The following is a 17,905-nucleotide window of genomic DNA, read 5'->3' as shown; positions in this document are numbered from 1 at the left end:
TTAATTACCTGCAAAGAAGATAAATTTGCAGGGAAATAGTTGCGTGACGGCAACAAAGCATTTTTGCGGATAAAATTCCGATTAGGAATCGAGAGCGTTTACCACGTTGATAAGCCGTTAACCAAAGGAGAAGGCTTATCTAATGCCTTCTCCCCGGTTTATCGCGGTTTGTGGCAATTGCTTGTGACTAAAAGGCAACGTCCGCGCAAGACATTATTTATAAGCCCGATATTAATCCGAACTGCCATTTCCCTCGCAGCGCGACATCCGGTCGATCCAGGCTTGGCTGGCGAAAGGATGTTCGCCCTTCTCTTCCAGCCATTTGTTCTGGATCGTATAGGCCTCATATTCCCGCGCATCATCGCAAGGATATTTGCGCTTGGAGAACAGCTGGGCGTGATGCACCAGCTCATGCACCAGCAGGCTGACCTGGATCGGATCGTCCTGCTCCCAGGTTTCATTGTCCAGAATGACCATGCCGGGGATATACATGGCGCGAGCATCGGCGTAATGGACGCCCTTCATATTCATCACCAGCTGGAATTTTTCCTGGCTGGCGACGACCGCCGGCTGGTTGGGCATATGATAGCCGGTTTCGCGCTCGACCCATTTCTGGAGATCCTGCACCATGGCGCGATCGATGGCCGTGCCGTCCGGAACGTCAGCGCGGGCGCCGCCATTTATGGTTAATCCGATCCCCATCACCGCTACGGTCGCCAGTTTGAGTATTTTCATCTTAGCCATCCAAGTATTGATGTTGCCCCTTGTTGCTAGGATAGGCGTTGCGACTTAAACCGTGCTTAATCTTGTCTTCAATTTTAGTATTTTGACTTTAGTTTGACTTTGTTCTTGATTTGAATAAAGTTTTAGATAAACATTATTATTGTAGAAAAAAGGGAATGGATTCATGGACGTCGCCGCCGCTGAAAATCAAATAACGCCCGCCGCGATTGCCGCCGCGGCAGCCCGCATCGCGCCGTATGTGAGGCGCACGAACTTTTTTTTACCAAAAGTCACCAAAAAAAACGCCGAGACGGGCGAATCTGCTTTTTTTATGCGAGTTCCTGCAGATCACCGGCTCGTTCAAGGCGCGGGGGGGCCGTCAATAAGGTCCTGCGGCTGATGGAAAGCGGCGCAGGGCTGGGAGCGGGCCTGGTCACGGCGTCCGGCGGCAATCATGGCGTGGCGGTGGCCTATGCCGCCTCGGTCACGAAAACCAGGGCGACGGTTTTCCTCGGCAAGAACGTGCCGCCGGCGCGCGTGGAGAAATTGCGCGACTGGGGCGCGGAGGTTATCGTCACCGGCGCGGACTGGAACGAATCCAATGAAGCCGCGCTCGATTTCGTCGCGAAAAGCGGCGCTCACTATATCCATCCCTTTGCCGATCCGGATGTGATCGCCGGACAGGGAACGCTCGCCTGCAGCTTGCGGAGCAAACGGAAAAGGAATCCGTGACGCCCGACGCCGTGATTATCGCCGTGGGCGGCGGCGGCTTGATCGCGGGAATGGCCGTCGTCATCAAGGAGCGCTGGCCGAATTGCCGGATCATCGCGTGGAGCCCGCGGGCGCGCCCACGCATCATGCCGCCCGGCAGGCGGGAAAGCCGGTGGTCCTGCCGCCCATCACGACCAAAGCCGTATCGCTGGCGGCGCGCACCACCGATCCGCTGAATTTCGCGCTGGTCAGCCGTTATGTGGACAGATCTGGTTCTGGTCGACGACCCGGCCATGCTGGAAGCGGCGCGCTGGCTGTGGCGCGAATGCGGCATCGCCGCCGAAATGGCGGCGGCGGCCACCGTGGCGGCGCTGGAGCTTGATCTGGATTTGCCGCCGGACGCGAAAATCTGCTGCGTCCTGTGCGGCGCGGGACGGGACGGCCTGGAATAATCAACATCCGATAATTAGGGGCAGGACTCATAAATAGGGACTCGCCATAAGGGCTTTGCGGCGCTAAAGTCCGGCCATATCCAAAGCAAGGGGAAAATCATGGCAGGCAGCGTCAATAAAGTCATTCTCATCGGCAATCTGGGCAAGGATCCCGAAGTGCGCGCGTTCCAGAACGGCGGACGGGTTTGCAACCTCACGGTCGCGACTTCCGAATCCTGGAAAGACAAGCAGAGCGGCGAACGCAAAGAACGCACCGAATGGCACCGCGTCGCGATCTTCAACGACGCACTCGTCGGCGTCGCCGAAAAATACCTGAAAAAAGGCAGCAAGGTCTATCTCGAAGGCCAGCTCGAAACCCGCAAATGGCAGGACAAGGACGGCGCGGACAAATACACGACCGAGGTCGTGCTGCGCCAGTTTCGCGGCGAACTGACGATGCTCGACGGCAAAAATGACGGCGGCGGCATGAGCATGGCGGCGAACGATCCGTCGGGCTTCAGCGACAATGGCGGCGGCAAGGCCGTCGCGCGCGGCGGCGCGGCCCCGGACCTCGACGACGAGATTCCGTTCTAAAAAACTGCGGCAGGCCAGCGATGATGCTGCAAGGGGCCGGGCTTGGGCCGGTACGAAATGCCCGCGCTGAAATACTCTCCCGCCTCAAGGATGCGCCCGGCAATTTGAGAGCTCAGCGGATCGGCAAGAACTCCATCCTCGTGCAATTTGCGCAGGTTGGGTAAAATCTTTTCCATCATGCCCGGATCGAATTTCGCGGAGTTTTCCCTGAATGCATCTTTGATGTTTTGGTCGTAATGCAGCAAAAGACCATCCATGATCGATGCCGTTAATCCGCCGCAATTCTCGTCTTTGGCCCTGTTCTCGCATAAGGCGATAGCGTTTTGGATTTGTCGCGACGAAAACTCCCTCTGGTCCATATCCTTATCCTGCATGGCTAGACGGCAGTGTATTTCGCTAACCGCATCATAAATCTGCAAGGGATTCGGCGGCTGCTTGCCCGATAAAAGATTTTCGAGGGCCGGCGCAAACCAGTAATCGGTTTTAGTAAAAAACGTTTGGAGATATCGGGCATTGATGTTCGCCTTTATGGTTTCATGCCCCACGTCAGCTTCCTTAAGGCTAAGAAGCGCATATAGCTCCGCGTCCAACTCGACATAATAACCGTCCGATCCATTATATTGCACTTTTCTCTGTATAGATGGGCGCGGCTCATGCATTTGCCTCAGATGGCGCATCTCGTGCAATTGCGCTGTTAGTTCATGAAAGCCTTCGTTGGGAAAGAAAGATATTCTGTCCGCGGAAACTCCGATGAAGTTCGCCCACGCCTCTTTTTCGCCGGGCTCGTGCGCAATCAGCATCGTGGAAGCCGCACGAAGGGGAAAAACGAGTGCCAGATTTCCCCTATCTTCACCCATCGTCGGTGCCATGACAGCCGTGAGCGGCGCTTGAGTCAGGCTCGCTACTTTTCGCCAGAGGCCGAGAATCGTACCGGGTTCACGGTCCATGGGTTTGTAAGGACAAGGCTTGTCTAATTGCGATGTCGTAAGATCGCCGGCCAAAGTCAGATAGTTTGGTATATCGCGAGGATTAACCGCAACACGCTTCATCGTCAGAGGTCCGGCGGCAGCCCCATGAGCCCAGGCAATGGACTGCATATCTCCGTAGTTTATATATTTGGACTTGGGGTCAAGTTGCCGGGCTATTTGTCGAACCGCTTCGATCCGTTCGCGTTCCATGTCCTGGTCGAGCCGCTTGGTTCTTGCGGCCTCCCAGTGCGGAAGTTCGGAAAGATTGAAGACAAACACGGGATGACCGGCATAAGCAGAATAATCCTGCGCCGTCAGCCGGCGGTTTCTGATATGGGCTTCGGTTAAATGAAATATTTTCGTCATGAGGGCACAAGCGGCCTGACGGCGAGCGCGACGAAGGCCGACGGTTCCTGCGGCTCATCCGGCTCCGGGCAATGGGAGCGGTGCCAAGTTTTGCCGCTGATAAGCACGACCTGATTATTTTCGGGACGGACGATCAATCCAGCTTTCCGCAACTCTTTTTCCAGCGCTTCATGCTTAGCGCCCCGCAGCGCGGGCTTTGCGGCAAGACCGGCAATAAGCGGGTGCGGATTCCGGCGGTCAGGGCCGCCGTCTCGCGGATGATATCGGGCGTCACGGAAAAGCGAATTACGTAAACCCGCCATAACTCTTCCACTGCATCCTGGTGCCAGCACGGATTTTTCACCCGTCCCGGCGCGGGCAGGTCATGATCGAAATTGAAATCGATATCGACCGCCTTGCCGCCGTATCGGGCGTAATCGAGGCCGAGGATATCGGCGATAAGCGGATTTTGCTTCCTGACATGCGCGGCGCGAGCCTGCGTCAAAACGGGATCGCGGAATCCGTCATTCTCGAAAATCCACTGCGTCGCCTGCGACGTGATTTTTTCGCCACGGCGGCAAATTGCTGCGGGCCGGGCGCGCGGCGGTAGTGATGCGTCAGATTCCAGTCATATTTGAACCGGCCAAGCGCGGGATCGGGCACGAACAGCGCCTTATAGTCTTCGCCGAGTCCGCCAAGCGCGACCGGCAGTTCGAGCGTGGAGCGCGGATCGGGAGCCGCCTCGGCCAAAACCCCGAGCTGCGCCCATGTCTCGGGCGAAATATCCCAACGAATGCCCGAAGCCGCCGCGAAAGGCGCCTCGATCCGGGGCGAAGAGAGCGTCAATCCAAGCATAAAAAATTCCTAATAATATGATCCGAATGTAAGCTATGATTTCGATGAAACCAATTGCGAAATCCGTTAACCAAAATGCCTCACGCTGATTTTATTCACTTGCGCGTCCACAGCAGCTACTCGCTGGCCGAAGGCGCGATCAAGATCATCGAGGACAAGCCCAAGGACGGCTCGCCCGCCATCCGCAAGGATTTGATCCAGCTTTGCCGCGAGCAGGACATGCCCGCCGTGGCCGTCACCGACCGGGGCAATCTGTTCGGCGCGCTGGAATTCGCCATGGCCGCGGCGGATGCCGGGATTCAGCCGATCATCGGCTGCGAGATTGCGCTGCTGCGCGACAAGCAAACCAAGCAGGCGCAAATCCAGACCGACCGGCTGGTGCTTCTGGCCCAATCCCCCATAGGGTATCGCCATCTGGTGCAACTGGTCAGCCAGTCTTTCCTCGCGCCGTCGCGGCTTGAGCCTTACGTCACGTTCGACGAACTCGCGGCGAAAGCGGAAGGCATTATCGCGCTGACCGGCTGCGCAAGCGGCCCGGTGGGGCAATTGCTGCTCGCGGGACCAAAACGACGCCGCGCGTGAATGCCTAAGCAAGTTAAGCGCCACCTTCCCCGGCAGGCTCTATGTCGAATTGCAGCGCCACGAAACCGGAGACGCGGGCACTTTGGAACGGCGCATCGAACCCGCGCTGATCGATCTGGCCTATGAGCTGAATCTCCCGCTCGCGGCCACCAATGACGTGTATTTCGGCGAGCCGGATATGTACGAAGCGCATGACGCGCTGTTCTGCATTTCCGACAAGGTCATGGTCGCGGAGCCGAGACGCCGCCGCCTGACGCCGGAGCATTACTTCAAATCCGCCGCGCAAATGCGGGAGCTGTTCAAAGACCTGCCCGAGGCCTGCGACAACACGCTGGTCATCGCCCGGCGCTGCGCCTGGTGGCCGCAAAAGACCGATCCGATCCTGCCGCTGTTCGCCACGCAGGGCGGGCGCAGCGAAGCCGACGAGCTTCGCGCCGACGCGCATGACGGCCTGAACGCGCGGCTTGCCGCGCTCGGCATCACTGGGAACGACGTCGGGGGCGACGGCGCGAAGACCTATCGCGACCGCCTGGATTTCGAGCTTGATGTCATCATCAAGATGGGTTTCGCCGGTTATTTCCTGATCGTCGCCGACTTCATCAAATGGGCCAAGGCCAACAAAATTCCGGTGGGGCCGGGACGCGGCTCGGGCGCGGGATCGGTCGCGGCCTGGGCGCTGCTGATCATCGATATCGATCCGATGCGCTTCGGTCTGCTGTTCGAGCGGCTGCTCAATCCCGAACGCGTGTCGATGCCGGACTTCGATATCGATTTCTGCCAGGAGCGGCGCGACGAAGTGATTCACTACGTGCAGCAGAAATACGGCGCCGACCGCGTGGCGCAGATCATCACCTTCGGCAAATTGCAGGCGCGCGCGGTGCTGCGCGACGTGGGCCGGGTGACGGGCATGCCCTATGGCTATGTCGATAAAATCTGCAAAATGGTGCCGAACAATCCCGCCAACCCCGTGACGCTGCAGCAGGCTCTGGACAGCGAGCCGCAATTGCAGGCGCTGCGCCGCGAAGACGCCGCCGTCGGACAGCTCATGGACATGGCGCTCAAGCTCGAGGGGCTGTACCGCAACGCCTCGACCCACGCGGCGGGCGTGGTGATCGGCGACCGGCCGCTGACCGATATCGTGCCGCTCTACCGCGAACCGGACGCGGCGTTTCCGGCGACGCAGTTCAACATGAAGACGGTCGAATATGCCGGGCTGGTGAAGTTCGACTTTCTCGGCCTGAAAACGCTCGACGTTTTGCAAAGCGCGGTCGAGCTCGTGCAGGCGCGCGGAGAAAGCGTCGATCTCACCCATCTGCCGCTCGATAACGCCAAGACCTACGCGCTGCTGGCCAAGGGCGATACGACTGGCGTGTTCCAGCTTGAAAGTTCGGGCATGCGCGACGTGCTGCGCCGCCTGAAGCCGAACCGCTTCGAGGACATCATCGCGCTCGTCGCGCTATACCGCCCCGGCCCGATGGAGAACATCCCGAAATACATCGCCGTCAAGCACGGCCATGAGACGCCCGACTATCTGCATCCGAAGCTGGAACCAATCCTCACCGAAACGCTCGGCATTCTGATCTATCAGGAACAGGTGATGCAGGCCGCGCAAATCCTGGCCGGATACAGCCTCGGCGCCGCCGATCTGCTGCGCCGCGCGATGGGCAAAAAAAAGAAGGACGAGATGGCGGCGCAGCGCGCCAATTTCATCAAGGGCGCGGCGGCGCAGGACGTGCCCGCCGAACAGGCCGGGATGATTTTCGACCAGATCGATAAATTCGCCGGCTACGGCTTCAACAAATCGCACGCCGCCGCTTATGCGCTGATCGCGTATCAGACCGCCTATATGAAGGCGAATTACATGGTGGAATTTTTCGCCGCGGCGATGAATTTCGAACTGAACGACACCGACAAGCTCAGCCTGATCCGCCAGGAACTGACGCGCCACCGGATCAAGCTGCTGCCGCCCGACATCAATAAATCCGAAGCCCTGTTCGCGGTGGAAACGCTTGAGGACGGCACGCGCGCGATCCGCTACGCGCTGGCCGCGCTGAAGGGCGTGGGCCGGGACGCCATGCAGACGGTCAGCGACGAGCGCAAGGCCAATGGCCCGTTCCGCGACCTGTTCGATTTCGCCGAACGCGTCGATCCGAAGGCGCTCAACAAAAAACAGTTGGAGGGCCTCGCCGCGTCGGGCGCGTTCGACAGCCTTAATCCCAATCGGGCGCAGATCACGGCGGGCATCGAGACGCTGACCCGCTTCGGCGCGGCGCAGGCGGGGGCGCGGGCGAGCGGCCAGGTCAATCTGTTCGGCGGCGAGGCGAGCGCCGCGGCGCGTCCCGGATTGCCTGTCACGCCGATGTGGGACGCCGTCACGCGGCTGCAAAAGGAATTCGACGCGGTGGGATTTTACCTGTCGGCGCATCCGCTCGACGGCTACCGCGCGCTTTTGGAGCGGCTCGGCGTCGTGCCGGTCGTGCAAGTCGCGGGCAAGCTTCTGCGCATGGAGCAGAGCCGCCTCAAGCTCGCGGGCATCATGATGGGCAAGCAGGAGCGCACCGCGAAATCCGGCAACCGCTTCGCTTTTCTCCAGCTTTCCGACATGAGCGGCAGTTTCGAGGTCACGATTTTCGCCGAACAGCTCAACGCCGCGCGCGCGCATCTCGAGACCGGCACGGCGCTGCTGCTCGATGTCGACGCGCAGGGAGGCGGAGACGATCTGCGCTATATCGCCCGCAGCATCGAGCCGCTGAAGGCCGCGTCCGAGCGCCTGGCGACGGGGCTGCGCCTGACCGTCCGCGCCGACGCGTCGCTGAAGCCGCTGGCCGCGCTGATCGGCAAGCTGCCCCAAGGCAAAGCCAGATTGCAGCTTGTCATCGCGCTCGATGACGGCGCGGAAGCCGAGATCGACATCCCCGGCGCATGGCAGATCGCCGAAGCCGCGAAGACCGAAATGCGCGCCCTCCCCGGCGGGGTCGAGGTGATGGAGGTTTGAGTTTCGTCTATTTGAGCGGAAGTAGCGATGATAAACAATATCCGCGATCAAACCATGTTTTCAAAACGTACGAGAAGTGCTCTTCTGAGCGCAGGGATTCACAAATGTTCGCTAACTCTTGACCCGCCTGCGTTAGCAAAACTTTGCCTATACTGATCTCATATTTTTCTCGGCGTTGATTGGGGATTTCAATAATAACTATCGCGCCAAAATAATCTGCCATCATATGTTTTGTATCCTGTTGAGACACGAAACCAGCCAAGTTCTCAAATTTTATTAAGCCAATATCGTCTAGATGCGTTAAATGGCTAAAGCTGATGCTAGAAAGTTTATAATGTTGATGCTCAAGATTCAGCACCAGGGGGAATAAAGCGCCATTGATTTTCCATACGAAAGAGCAAAGCCGAGAGAAGAGTTGTGCGTCTTCTTTGCTAAATGTGGCGACTAAATCTATGGTTCTCTTCGAGAACGCCCCTGGCTTATTGGCCTGCCCTGAAAGGATTTTTGCCCACAGAGACTGCATTTCTTCGTTAGAAACTAGGCGACAGCGATCAAAAAAATGAGCCAGCCAGTCATTTTCTAATTCTTCAGGTTTAGCATCGACAGAAAGATGAGGGATTGCTTTAGCGGTTATATCTTCAATATTTTTTTGCTTAATTCCTTCTTCTCTAACCAAACGCTGTAATCCCCGGATTTCAACTTCAGCAATTTCTATGCGGGCTTTGGCACGAATTATTTCGGCATCAGCCTCAGCTTTAGCTACCCGTTTAATTTGCCAAGGCCCAGCAATACCCCCCACAGCAGCGGAAACTTTCTCGAATAAAACTGTCGCCGATTTTGAATAATCTCCTATATTGCCCATATCGATATTAATTAAAGCGCCGCTTGTTTTTTCTTCCTTGGACATCATCCTCTCCGCGTCAGCTGCAGGAAAATATCCTCCAGATCGGTTTCCTTGGTGCTGAGGTCGGTGATGGTCAGGCCCGCCTCGCGCACCGCGCCGAGGGCTTTGTCCATCGCCGCTTCGCTCGGCTTGTAATGCAGCCGCAGCTGCCGCGCCGCCATCCGCTCGAAGCCGAGCGCGCGCAAGCTGTCCGGCAACGCCGCCATATCCGTGCCGACGGTGATGATAATTTCCTTGGCGTCCAGCCGCCGCAACAACGCCGCCGTCGATTCATTCGCCACCACCTGCCCCTGATCGATGATGGCGATTTGGTCGCAAAGCTCCTGCGCCTCCTCGAGATAATGCGTGGTCAGCAGCACCGTGGTGCCGTTGCGATTCAGCTCGCGCACATAGCGCCACAGGGACTGCCGCAGTTCGACATCGACGCCCGCCGTCGGCTCGTCCAGCACCAGCACCGGCGGCTGATGCACCAGTGCCTTCGCCACCATCAGCCTGCGCCGCATGCCGCCCGACAGCGTGCGCGCGCCCGCATGCGCCTTATCAGCCAACCCCACGGCTTCAAGAATCTGCGCGGTGATGCGCTCGCGCGGCGGCACGCCATACATCCCGGCCTGCAATTCCAGAAGCTCGAACGGCGAAAAGAACGCGTCGAGATTAAGCTCCTGCGGCACGACGCCGATGGCGCTCTTGGTCCGGCGCTCGTCTTTTTCGGTGTCGAAGCCCCACACGCGGGCCTCGCCGCCGGTTTTCTTCACCAGACCCGCCATGATATTGATGATCGTCGATTTGCCCGCGCCGTTAGGGCCGAGCAGCCCGAAGATGCTGCCGCGCGGAATCGCGAGATCGATGCCCAGAAGCGCCTGCTTGTCCGGGAGCTTGCCGCGTCCGGCATAGGTCTTGGTCAGGCCGACGAGCTCGACGGCGAGAGTTGGGGCGGAAATGGGAATGGCTGGGGTCATGGCGTTTGGTAAGGCAACGCGACGCGCCGGAAAGCGCCGGGAATCGGCTCGTATTTTTTCAGAATCTCCTCCATCTTGCCGCTGTAAACGATCTCGTCCATCGCATTATCGAAGAAATGCAGCAATTCGTTGTCACCGCGCCGCACGACAAGACTATTGCCGAAAATCCGCAGCGGCTTGCCGCCATACAATTCGCGCAAGCCGCCGGGATTGCTTTTCAGGAACTCTGCCATCATCGACGGCTCGACGAACGTCACGTCGGCCTTGCCGGTTGTGACATTCAGCATGTTCTGGGCGAAAGGCGTTACGGTCGGCAGGGAAAGCCTTTTAGCCTTGGGGAAATCCGCCGACGCGATCAAATCCTCCATCGCGCCATCGACGCTGCTGATGGTGATTTTATCCGAATTCAGTTCCGACAGGTCTTTGCCTAGCTTGGCGTTATCGGCCTTGGCCCAGGCGGTGATGACGCTGTAAAAACCCGGCCGGGAGAAATAACCCGCCCCCGCTCGCGTTGCGTTCGGCCATAACCCGCCGCAATAAGCATCGTAACGCCGCGCGTCCAAGCCGGTGAGCATTTCCGTGAAACCGACTTCCTCGGCCCAGATGATTTTAATATTGGCATTATGGCCGATGGCCTCGACGATGTCATGAAATACGCCGGATAATTGCCCGCTATTCAGATCGCGCCTTATGTATGGCGAATAGACCAGATAGCCGCAGCGCAATTCCCGCTTGGCAAGGATTTTATCGAGCGCCGTGGCAGGCGGCGTTTCCGCCGCGCCAGCTTCCCGGCCCAGGAAGAGGCAAAGAGCGGCGGCAAGAATAAGGGGAATTTTCTTCATGCATTATTCTTTCGATCGAACCCGCCTCATTGCGCTGACGGGATATTTACATTATCTATGATCGGGTAGTTTAACAACGGCCTTATCCCATGACGCAACCCCACGAAATCATCACCGTCACGGAATCGTGTTTCGCCTGCGACGGCAGCACCGCTTCGGGCGCGGGCCATCCGCGGGTTTATCTGACGCTCGCGAAAAACGGGCAGATCGACTGCCCCTATTGCGGGCGGCGCTTCATCGCCGATCCGCACGCCAACATCGGAGCAGGTCACTAAAGCCATGACAGGTTACGTTCCAGAAACCGTGATGATTACCGGCGCGACCGGCGATTTCGGCCGCGCCTTCGCCCGCCGTTTCGCGGCGGCAGGCAGCAAATTAATTCTGGCCGCGCGCAAGAAGGACGAGCTGGCCGCGCTGGCGAAGGAATTAAAAACGCCGGTGCACCAGGCGATCTTCGACATGCGCGACCGCAAGGCCATCGAGCGCGCCTTCGCCGGACTGCCACCCGAATTCGCCGCCATCGATCTGCTGATCAATAACGCCGGCCTCGCGCTCGGCATGGACCCGCCGGGCCAGGCCGATCTCGACGATTGGGAAACCATGATCGAGGTCAACAATAAGGGCCTCGTCATCTGCTCGCGCCTCGCGCTCGCGGGCATGGCGGCGCGCAAGCTCGGCCACATCATCAATATAAGCTCCATCGCCGCCGACTATGCCTATCCGGGCGGCCATGTCTATTGCGCGACCAAAGCCTTCGTGACGCAGTTCAGCCTCGCCTTGCGCTGCGACCTGACGGCATCCAACGTCCGCGTCACCAGCATCGAGCCGGGCATGGTCGAGACGAATTTCTCGCTCACCCGCTTCAAGGGCGACGCCGAACGCGCCGCCGCCATATACAGGGGCGCGAACGCCCTGACCGCCGAAGACGTGGCGGAGTCGGTATTCTGGGCCGCGACGCTGCCGCCGCGCGTGAATATCAGCCGCATCGAAATGTTCCCGGTCACGCAGGCGTCCGGCCCGCTGGCGGTGCATCGCGTCGCGTCATGACCGAGGCCGCACCCGCCATCAATCCTGATCCGGCGCGCACGCTTTATCTGGTGGACGGCTCCGGCTATATCTTCCGCGCCTATCACGCATTGCCGCCGCTGACCCGGCCCGACGGCACGCCGATCGGCGCGGTCGCCGGTTTTTGCAACATGCTGGCGAAGCTGCTGCGCGAAATCGGCGCGGAGCATATCGGCGTGATCTTCGATGCCGGGCGCAAGACATTCCGCAACGATTTCTATCCCGAATATAAGGCGCACCGCCCGCCCGCGCCGGAAGATTTGATCCCGCAATTCCCGCTGATCCGCGAGGCGACGCGCGCATTCGGCGTGCCCGCCATCGAAGCTGATAATTACGAGGCGGATGATCTGATCGCGGCCTATGCCCGCGCGGCGCGGGAAAGAAACTGGGAAGTCCGCATCGTCTCCGCCGACAAAGACCTGATGCAGCTGATCCGCGACGGGGTTTCGCTCTACGACCCGCTCAAGAGCAAGCTCATCGGCGCGGCGGAAGTGATGGAGAAATTCGGTGTCGCGCCCGACCGGGTGATCGACGTGCAGGCGCTGGCGGGCGACAGCACCGACAATGTGCCGGGCGTGCCGGGCATCGGCGTGAAGACGGCGGCGGAGCTTATCAATATCTACGGCTCGCTCGACGCGCTTTTGGAGCGCGCCGCCGAAATCAAACAGCCGAAGCGGCGCGAATTGCTGATCCAGCATGCCGAACAGGCGCGCATTTCCCGCCGCCTGGTCACGCTCGACGAGAACGCGCCCATGCCCGCGCCGGTCGAGGATTTGATCGTCAAGCAAGACCCCGCCGTGCTGCGCGCTTTTCTGACAGCACAAAATTTCAAATCTTTGCTTACGAGACTTGGTCATGCCGCCGCGCCGACCGTCTCCGAACAGCCTCAAGCGCCCGCGCAAACCGTGGAGCCGCTGCCGGAGTCGAAATCCCTCATCCCGCAGCACTATGACCTAATCCAGGACGCCGCCGCGCTGAAATCCTGGCTGGCGAAGTCCGGAGATTATCTCGCCATCGACACCGAAACCACATCGCTGACGCCATCGACGACAACGCTGGTCGGCATCTCGCTCGCTCGCGCGCCGGGCGAAGCCTGCTACATTCCGGTCAATCATCGCGACCCGCAGGCAAGCGCGAGCGGCGAACTCGATTTCGGCGGCGGCAATCGCCCCAGGCAAATGACTCCCGCACAGGCCGCCGAAATCCTCGCGCCCTATCTCGCCGATCCGGCGCTGCTGAAGATCGGCCACAATTTGAAATTCGACATGCAGGTTCTGGCGCAGCACGGCCTGACGATGGCCTCCATCGACGACACCATGCTGTTGTCCTACGCGCTCGCTGCCGGATTGCATGGCCATGGCCTCGACGATCTGGCGCTGCTCCATTGCGGCCACAAGATGATCTCCTTCGCCGAAGTGACCGGCAGCGGAAAAAGCCGTATCAGTTTCGACCGCGTGCCGCTCGACCAGGCTTGCGCTTACGCCGCCGAGGACGCCGATTTCACGCTGCGCCTATGGCTGAAACTGAAGCCGGAAATCGCCCGCCAGCATGTGACGCGCGTCTATGAGCGCATCGAGCGTCCGCTGATTCCCATCGTGGCGGCGATGGAAAGAGACGGCGTGCTGATCGACCCCCATGTACTGCAAAATCTCAGCCAGGATTTCGGCAAGCGCCTCATGGTGCTGGAGACCGAGATTCACCGCCTCGCCGGGCGCGAATTCAATGTCGGCTCGCCCAAGCAGCTTGGGGAAGTCTTGTTCGCCGAGCTTGGGCTGCCGGGCGGCGAAAAGGGCAAGACCGGCGCCTACAGCACCGGCTCGGAAATCCTGGAGCCGCTGGCGGAACAAGGCCATGAGATCGCGGCCAAGGTTCTCGACTGGCGCGCGCTGGCCAAGCTCATGTCCACCTACACCGACTCGCTGCAGAAACAGATCGACGCCCGCACGGGGCGCGTCCACACTTCGTTCTCACTGGTCGGCGCGGCGACAGGAAGACTGTCCTCGACCGAGCCGAATTTGCAGAACATCCCCATCCGCACCGAAGACGGGCGCGCCATCCGCCGCGCCTTCGTCGCCGCCGAGGGCAATATTCTGCTGTCGGTCGACTACTCGCAGATCGAGCTGCGCCTCGCCGCCGCGATGGCGGGCATTACCGCGCTGGCAGACGCGTTCCGCCAGGGCGCCGACATCCATGCGCTGACCGCGTCACAAGTCTTCGGCATTCCGCTCGACCAGATGACGCCGGATCGCCGCCGGGCGGCGAAAGCGATCAATTTCGGCATCATCTACGGCATCAGCGGTTTCGGATTGGGACGGCAGATCGGCATCGCGCCCGGCGAAGCGAACGCTTTTATTCGCCAATATCTTGATCGTTACCACGAACTTCGCGAATGGATGGAAAAGACCAAGGCATTCGCCCGCGAGCATGGCTATGTCGAAACTTTATTCGGGCGGCGCATCCATATCGGCGGCATCGGCGAAAAGAACGCGGCGCGGCGCAATTTCGCCGAGCGCCAGGCGATCAACGCGCCGCTGCAAGGCACGGCGGCGGACATCATGAAGCGCGCGATGATCCGGATTCCGCCCGCGCTCGAAGCGGCGGGGCTGAAGGGCAAGATGCTGCTCCAGGTTCATGACGAACTCTTGTTCGAGATTCCGCAAAGCGAAGCGGAAGCCACGGCGGCGCTGGTGAAATCGGTGATGGAATCCGCCCCCGCGCCTGCCGTAACCCTAAGCGTGCCTCTGGTCGCCGAAACCGGCCTCGCCAAGAACTGGGCCGAAGCGCATTAATTCTTCTTCTTTTTCCCCGGCTGATACCGGGTATGCGGCTCATCGGTTTTGATGTCCGTTTTATCCGCCGCCTCATCGTGGCCGCTTATCAGGCTCATATTCGGCCCCATGCAGCTCCGCATCAATGCCATATGTTCGGCGGCTATGGCTTTGATGGTTTTCCGGCACATCTGGTCGTTCGTTTCGGCATGAATGTCTTCCCTAAGACCGGCATTCGCCCCCATGCAATTCTGCATGATTTGTATATGCTCGGGAGGCATATCCTGCATCATCTGCTGGCATTTCATGTCGTCCATCTTGATCCAGACATCGCCTCCTCTCATCGGCGGCCCGTCATCCGGCTTCTCTTGTTCCGCGCAGCCGGCCAGCATTCCAAAAACCATCGCGGCCTGGAATAGCCTGCCGGTCATTCGGGATAAATGGGGCATGACATTCTCCTAATGACGCTGGGGATGGACGACGATCATGGAGTGTTTTTTCTTCGCCTTCCGTCCTTTTTTCACGCTGTTTTTTCTGTCCGCTGGATCCGAACGCGCGGCCCATGCTTTTAATGCCGGGGGATCGGGCGTGTCGCAATACGCCATTTTCATGATCCACGCCCGGCTGGCGAAAGCGGATTCGCCCTGCTGCGCCAGCCATTTGTTCTGAAGCGTATAGGCCTCATATTCTTTGGCGTTATTGCATTGATACTGTTTCTTGGAGAAAAGTTGCGCGTGATGCACGAGCTCATGCAGCAACAAGCTGATTTCCACCACGTCATGGCCGCCGCCGCCATCATCATTGTTGAGAACGATCATGCCGGGGATATACAAGGCAACACCGGAACTGAGCAGCGCGCCGTTCAAGGCCATCACCTGCCGGAATTTGTCCGTGCTCGACACGACGATCGGCTGGTTGGCCGCCTTGTATCCGGTTTCGCGCTCGATCCATGCCTGCAGCTTGCCGATCAGTTCCTTGTTGATCGGAATATCGCCGGAATTCCTGGATTGCGCCGCACAGCCCATGCAGCTCAAGACCAGCAGCAGTCCGGCGAGAAGCCTTGCCATGCCCAGCACGCTCTGAACAAATAATCCGCTCTCAGAAAATCCGCCGGGCAGGAATGCCCAACACAAAGAGGCCATGGATCAAACGGCCGCCGCGCGCGAAACGCCCCCGACGGCCGGCTTCTAGAAACCCCCATCCTTGCAGTCCCTCTATATACAGTCATAGGGTGACTACGATTATGTGTATTTCTGTTGAGCCACGAACCGCATTTTTTACTCTCGCGCGTAATGAAGCGATGCCGAAAAATCCGCGGATATCTGCGAATAATCAGCCAAACATACGCTGCTCACCCTTCGCGGTTTCCGCCGTATGCGCTGCGCAAAAAAAATTCCGCCATGGGCAAAAATTGACTCCGCCGCGCCGCAAAGCTTAAATCCTCGCGGCAAGCGCCCGTAGCTCAGCTGGATAGAGCACCGGTTTCCTAAACCGGGGGTCACATGTTCGAATCATGTCGGGCGCACCACGCTTCGCCCTTACGGGCTACGCGTGGCGCAGCCACCGCAGGCCGTTAGGGCGAAGCAGTGCCCGGCGTAGTTCCGCGTAGCGGAACGAAGACGGGCCGGCGCAAACGCCGCGCTATAAATACACCCCCGCGCAGCCCTCGAAAACATGCAGCGCCTTGAGCTTGAGCGCGGCGAAGTCCGGCGAGCCGATCAGATCGGGATGGCGCGGCCGCGCGAAATTCACGTCGAGGATTTCCGCGACGCGCGTCGGCTTTTTGGTGAAGAACACCACCCGGTCGCCGAGATACAGCGCCTCCTCGAGATCGTGGCTGATGAACAGCACGGTCAGATCGAACTCTTTCGCCGCCTGCATGATCGTCTGGCGCAAAGCCAGCGTGCGGGCGTAATCGAGCGCCGAGAACGGCTCGTCGAGAATCAGGATTTTCGGCTCGATGATGAGGGCGCGCATCAGCCCGACCATCTGCGCCTGTCCGCCCGACAGCGTGTAGATCGGCTGCTCGAGATCGAAATCCGGATGCAGACGCCGCACGAGGCCCTTGAGCTTCGCCTGGCGCGCCGCGCGCTTCATGCCGCGCAATTCCAGCGGCAGCATGATGTTTTCGGCGGCGCTGCGCCATGGCAGCAGCGCGCGGCGGTAATCCTGGAACACGAATCCGATCTGGCCCTTCAGCGCCGCCGCGCCGCCGATGACGCCGCCGCTCGGACGATCGATGCCGGTCAGCAGATTCATCAGCGTCGATTTGCCGCAGCCGTTCGGGCCGAACAGCGTCACGAATTCGCCCGCCTCCACCTTGAAGCTGATATCGTCGAGCACGACATGCTCTTGCCCGTTCTCGGCATAGATGCGGCGGACGTTCTCGAACGCGATCATCCGCGCCCCGCCCAGAAGACGCAGCGTTTCTCGGCGGCAACGCTGAGCTTGTTCAGCACGTAGCCCGTCAGCCCCAGCACCAGCAGGAGCGCGTACAACGTCGTCACCGCGTTGGTGAGATAGGAATCGTAAATCCGCTGGCCGATGCCGGTATCGGTGCCGATGAACATCTCCGACACCACGATGACGATCAGCGACAGCGACAGCGCCAAACGAAGACCTATAAAAATCTGCGGCAGCGCCTCGAACGCCACCACATGGCGGAAAACCTGCCAGCGGTTCGCGCCGAACACCCGGACGGCGCGGCGGCGATCGCGGCTGGCATGCAGGACGCCATAGCCCGCATTGATCAGCATCAGCAGAAAGGTCGGCATGAACGCCATCGCGATCTTGCTTTCGTCGCCGATGCCGAAAATCATCAGGAACAGCGGGAAGATCGCCGTCACCGGCATGGCGCGGAAAAATTCGATCGGCCCCTCGACCATCCGGTAGAGCCTGGGCAGCGCGCCCAGCACCAGACCCGCGCCGGTTCCCAGAACCGCGCCCGCCGCGAAGCCCTGCAGCCAGCGCCACAATGTCGCGCCAAGATCGCGTCCCAGCGCGCCGTTTTCGACAAGCTGCCATAGCCGTTTCACGACTTCGCCCAAAGGCGGCAGCAGCAGCGGATTGGCAATGCCGCCGACATCCGCGAACAGCAGCCAAGCGAGCGCCATCAGCGCGAACCCCAGAAGAAACTCGGCCCTGTGCCCGCGCGCGTTCATGC

The 17,905-nt window shown here is 59.7% G+C and carries 19 protein-coding genes, 1 tRNA gene and 2 pseudogenes; 10 read left to right on the top strand and 12 right to left on the bottom strand.

Annotated elements, in window-relative coordinates:
• Positions 1 to 231: 231 nt before the first annotated feature.
• Positions 232 to 735, bottom strand: coding sequence for a DUF6647 family protein (locus WDO70_02300; GenBank protein ID MEJ0062049.1), 504 nt, complete (start codon positions 733 to 735; stop codon positions 232 to 234).
• Between the two features lie 172 nt (positions 736 to 907).
• On the opposite strand from WDO70_02300, the gene WDO70_02295 reads away from it, so the two are divergent.
• The 4 genes and pseudogenes from WDO70_02295 (at position 908) to ssb (ending at position 2,459) form a co-directional block, all read left to right on the top strand.
• Positions 908 to 1,123, top strand: coding sequence for a hypothetical protein (locus tag WDO70_02295; GenBank protein MEJ0062048.1), 216 nt, complete (start codon positions 908 to 910; stop codon positions 1,121 to 1,123).
• Positions 1,123 to 1,455 carry a pyridoxal-phosphate dependent enzyme gene (locus tag WDO70_02290; GenBank protein MEJ0062047.1) on the top strand — a complete coding sequence of 111 codons (333 nt, stop codon included), beginning with the start codon at positions 1,123 to 1,125 and terminating at the stop codon, positions 1,453 to 1,455. The genes WDO70_02295 and WDO70_02290 overlap by 1 nt, the downstream gene beginning before the upstream one ends.
• Positions 1,452 to 1,886, top strand: a pseudogene (locus WDO70_02285) (pyridoxal-phosphate dependent enzyme). Before WDO70_02290 ends, WDO70_02285 begins: the two are co-directional and overlap by 4 nt.
• Before the next feature lie 99 nt (positions 1,887 to 1,985).
• Positions 1,986 to 2,459, top strand: a complete 474-nt coding sequence (gene ssb / locus WDO70_02280; GenBank protein MEJ0062046.1) for a single-stranded DNA-binding protein — start codon at positions 1,986 to 1,988, stop codon at positions 2,457 to 2,459.
• On the opposite strand, the gene WDO70_02275 is transcribed toward ssb, so the two are convergent.
• Genes WDO70_02275 through WDO70_02260 form a run of 4 tightly spaced genes read right to left on the bottom strand, consistent with a single transcriptional unit; the run spans position 2,456 to position 4,627 of the window.
• Positions 2,456 to 3,793, bottom strand: a complete 1,338-nt coding sequence (locus WDO70_02275; GenBank protein MEJ0062045.1) for a hypothetical protein — start codon at positions 3,791 to 3,793, stop codon at positions 2,456 to 2,458. The two genes, ssb and WDO70_02275, sit on opposite strands and share 4 nt — an antisense overlap.
• Positions 3,790 to 3,930, bottom strand: coding sequence for a hypothetical protein (locus WDO70_02270; GenBank protein ID MEJ0062044.1), 141 nt, complete (start codon positions 3,928 to 3,930; stop codon positions 3,790 to 3,792). The genes WDO70_02275 and WDO70_02270 overlap by 4 nt, the downstream gene beginning before the upstream one ends.
• The gene (locus tag WDO70_02265; GenBank protein ID MEJ0062043.1) at positions 3,927 to 4,277 is read right to left on the bottom strand and encodes a hypothetical protein; all 351 of its coding nucleotides are present in this window, start codon (positions 4,275 to 4,277) and stop codon (positions 3,927 to 3,929) included. Before WDO70_02265 ends, WDO70_02270 begins: the two co-directional genes overlap by 4 nt.
• Positions 4,274 to 4,627, bottom strand: coding sequence for a hypothetical protein (locus WDO70_02260; GenBank protein ID MEJ0062042.1), 354 nt, complete (start codon positions 4,625 to 4,627; stop codon positions 4,274 to 4,276). The genes WDO70_02265 and WDO70_02260 overlap by 4 nt, the downstream gene beginning before the upstream one ends.
• A gap of 99 nt (positions 4,628 to 4,726) precedes the next feature.
• On the opposite strand from WDO70_02260, the gene WDO70_02255 reads away from it, so the two are divergent.
• Together WDO70_02255 and dnaE are read left to right on the top strand one after the other, a co-directional pair.
• Positions 4,727 to 5,209, top strand: coding sequence for a PHP domain-containing protein (locus WDO70_02255; GenBank protein MEJ0062041.1), 483 nt, complete (start codon positions 4,727 to 4,729; stop codon positions 5,207 to 5,209).
• Positions 5,210 to 5,228: 19 nt separating this feature from the next.
• A pseudogene (gene dnaE, locus WDO70_02250) lies at positions 5,229 to 8,204 on the top strand (DNA polymerase III subunit alpha).
• A gap of 7 nt (positions 8,205 to 8,211) precedes the next feature.
• Here dnaE and WDO70_02245 read toward each other — a convergent pair.
• From WDO70_02245 to WDO70_02235, 3 genes are read right to left on the bottom strand one after another with little or no spacing between them, the layout of a single operon-like run.
• Positions 8,212 to 9,111, bottom strand: a complete 900-nt coding sequence (locus WDO70_02245) for a DUF2806 domain-containing protein (protein MEJ0062040.1) — start codon at positions 9,109 to 9,111, stop codon at positions 8,212 to 8,214.
• On the bottom strand, positions 9,111 to 10,067 hold the full coding sequence (locus WDO70_02240; GenBank protein ID MEJ0062039.1) for an ABC transporter ATP-binding protein: 957 nt from the start codon (positions 10,065 to 10,067) through the stop codon (positions 9,111 to 9,113). The genes WDO70_02245 and WDO70_02240 overlap by 1 nt, the downstream gene beginning before the upstream one ends.
• A complete protein-coding gene (locus WDO70_02235; GenBank protein ID MEJ0062038.1) occupies positions 10,064 to 10,909 on the bottom strand; it encodes an ABC transporter substrate-binding protein in 846 nt (281 codons plus the stop codon). Before WDO70_02235 ends, WDO70_02240 begins: the two co-directional genes overlap by 4 nt.
• 89 nt (positions 10,910 to 10,998) lie before the next feature.
• Between WDO70_02235 and WDO70_02230 the strand changes: the two genes are divergently transcribed.
• From WDO70_02230 to polA, 3 genes are read left to right on the top strand one after another with little or no spacing between them, the layout of a single operon-like run.
• Entirely contained in the window at positions 10,999 to 11,184 is a 186-nt protein-coding gene (locus WDO70_02230; protein MEJ0062037.1) for a zinc-finger domain-containing protein, read from the top strand.
• 4 nt (positions 11,185 to 11,188) lie between these two features.
• The gene (locus WDO70_02225; protein ID MEJ0062036.1) at positions 11,189 to 11,956 is read left to right on the top strand and encodes an SDR family NAD(P)-dependent oxidoreductase; all 768 of its coding nucleotides are present in this window, start codon (positions 11,189 to 11,191) and stop codon (positions 11,954 to 11,956) included.
• On the top strand, positions 11,953 to 14,763 hold the full coding sequence (gene polA / locus WDO70_02220; GenBank protein MEJ0062035.1) for a DNA polymerase I: 2,811 nt from the start codon (positions 11,953 to 11,955) through the stop codon (positions 14,761 to 14,763). The genes WDO70_02225 and polA overlap by 4 nt, the downstream gene beginning before the upstream one ends.
• Here polA and WDO70_02215 read toward each other — a convergent pair.
• Entirely contained in the window at positions 14,760 to 15,191 is a 432-nt protein-coding gene (locus WDO70_02215) for a hypothetical protein (GenBank protein ID MEJ0062034.1), read from the bottom strand. The two genes, polA and WDO70_02215, sit on opposite strands and share 4 nt — an antisense overlap.
• Positions 15,192 to 15,200: 9 nt before the next feature.
• On the bottom strand, positions 15,201 to 15,809 hold the full coding sequence (locus tag WDO70_02210; protein ID MEJ0062033.1) for a DUF6647 family protein: 609 nt from the start codon (positions 15,807 to 15,809) through the stop codon (positions 15,201 to 15,203).
• A 384-nt stretch (positions 15,810 to 16,193) separates the two neighbouring features.
• On the opposite strand from WDO70_02210, the gene WDO70_02205 reads away from it, so the two are divergent.
• Positions 16,194 to 16,270: transfer RNA gene (locus WDO70_02205), tRNA-Arg, on the top strand.
• Between the two features lie 113 nt (positions 16,271 to 16,383).
• Here WDO70_02205 and WDO70_02200 read toward each other — a convergent pair.
• Positions 16,384 to 17,142, bottom strand: a complete 759-nt coding sequence (locus WDO70_02200) for an ATP-binding cassette domain-containing protein (protein MEJ0062032.1) — start codon at positions 17,140 to 17,142, stop codon at positions 16,384 to 16,386.
• Positions 17,139 to 17,903 (bottom strand): ABC transporter permease, encoded by a 765-nt coding sequence (locus WDO70_02195; protein ID MEJ0062031.1) that lies wholly within the window; start codon positions 17,901 to 17,903, stop codon positions 17,139 to 17,141. The genes WDO70_02200 and WDO70_02195 overlap by 4 nt, the downstream gene beginning before the upstream one ends.
• Positions 17,904 to 17,905 lie beyond the last annotated feature (2 nt).

This window comes from Alphaproteobacteria bacterium (genome assembly GCA_037200005.1).
Classification (GTDB): Bacteria; Pseudomonadota; Alphaproteobacteria; order UBA9219; family RFNS01; genus JBBCGY01.
This window is presented reverse-complemented; position numbering and strand designations above follow the sequence as displayed.

Excerpts from the sequence above, each read along its gene's own strand:
- WDO70_02300 (MEJ0062049.1), bottom strand. The coding sequence starts at position 735 with ATGAAAATACTCAAACTGGCGACCGTAGCGGTGATGGGGATCGGATTA.
- WDO70_02295 (MEJ0062048.1), top strand. The coding sequence starts at position 908 with ATGGACGTCGCCGCCGCTGAAAATCAAATAACGCCCGCCGCGATTGCC.
- WDO70_02290 (MEJ0062047.1), top strand. The coding sequence starts at position 1,123 with ATGGAAAGCGGCGCAGGGCTGGGAGCGGGCCTGGTCACGGCGTCCGGC.
- ssb (MEJ0062046.1), top strand. The coding sequence starts at position 1,986 with ATGGCAGGCAGCGTCAATAAAGTCATTCTCATCGGCAATCTGGGCAAG.
- WDO70_02275 (MEJ0062045.1), bottom strand. The coding sequence starts at position 3,793 with ATGACGAAAATATTTCATTTAACCGAAGCCCATATCAGAAACCGCCGG.
- WDO70_02260 (MEJ0062042.1), bottom strand. The coding sequence starts at position 4,627 with ATGCTTGGATTGACGCTCTCTTCGCCCCGGATCGAGGCGCCTTTCGCG.
- WDO70_02245 (MEJ0062040.1), bottom strand. The coding sequence starts at position 9,111 with ATGTCCAAGGAAGAAAAAACAAGCGGCGCTTTAATTAATATCGATATG.
- WDO70_02240 (MEJ0062039.1), bottom strand. The coding sequence starts at position 10,067 with ATGACCCCAGCCATTCCCATTTCCGCCCCAACTCTCGCCGTCGAGCTC.
- WDO70_02235 (MEJ0062038.1), bottom strand. The coding sequence starts at position 10,909 with ATGAAGAAAATTCCCCTTATTCTTGCCGCCGCTCTTTGCCTCTTCCTG.
- WDO70_02230 (MEJ0062037.1), top strand. The coding sequence starts at position 10,999 with ATGACGCAACCCCACGAAATCATCACCGTCACGGAATCGTGTTTCGCC.
- WDO70_02225 (MEJ0062036.1), top strand. The coding sequence starts at position 11,189 with ATGACAGGTTACGTTCCAGAAACCGTGATGATTACCGGCGCGACCGGC.
- polA (MEJ0062035.1), top strand. The coding sequence starts at position 11,953 with ATGACCGAGGCCGCACCCGCCATCAATCCTGATCCGGCGCGCACGCTT.
- WDO70_02215 (MEJ0062034.1), bottom strand. The coding sequence starts at position 15,191 with ATGCCCCATTTATCCCGAATGACCGGCAGGCTATTCCAGGCCGCGATG.
- WDO70_02210 (MEJ0062033.1), bottom strand. The coding sequence starts at position 15,809 with ATGGCAAGGCTTCTCGCCGGACTGCTGCTGGTCTTGAGCTGCATGGGC.
- WDO70_02200 (MEJ0062032.1), bottom strand. The coding sequence starts at position 17,142 with ATGATCGCGTTCGAGAACGTCCGCCGCATCTATGCCGAGAACGGGCAA.
- WDO70_02195 (MEJ0062031.1), bottom strand. The coding sequence starts at position 17,903 with ATGAACGCGCGCGGGCACAGGGCCGAGTTTCTTCTGGGGTTCGCGCTG.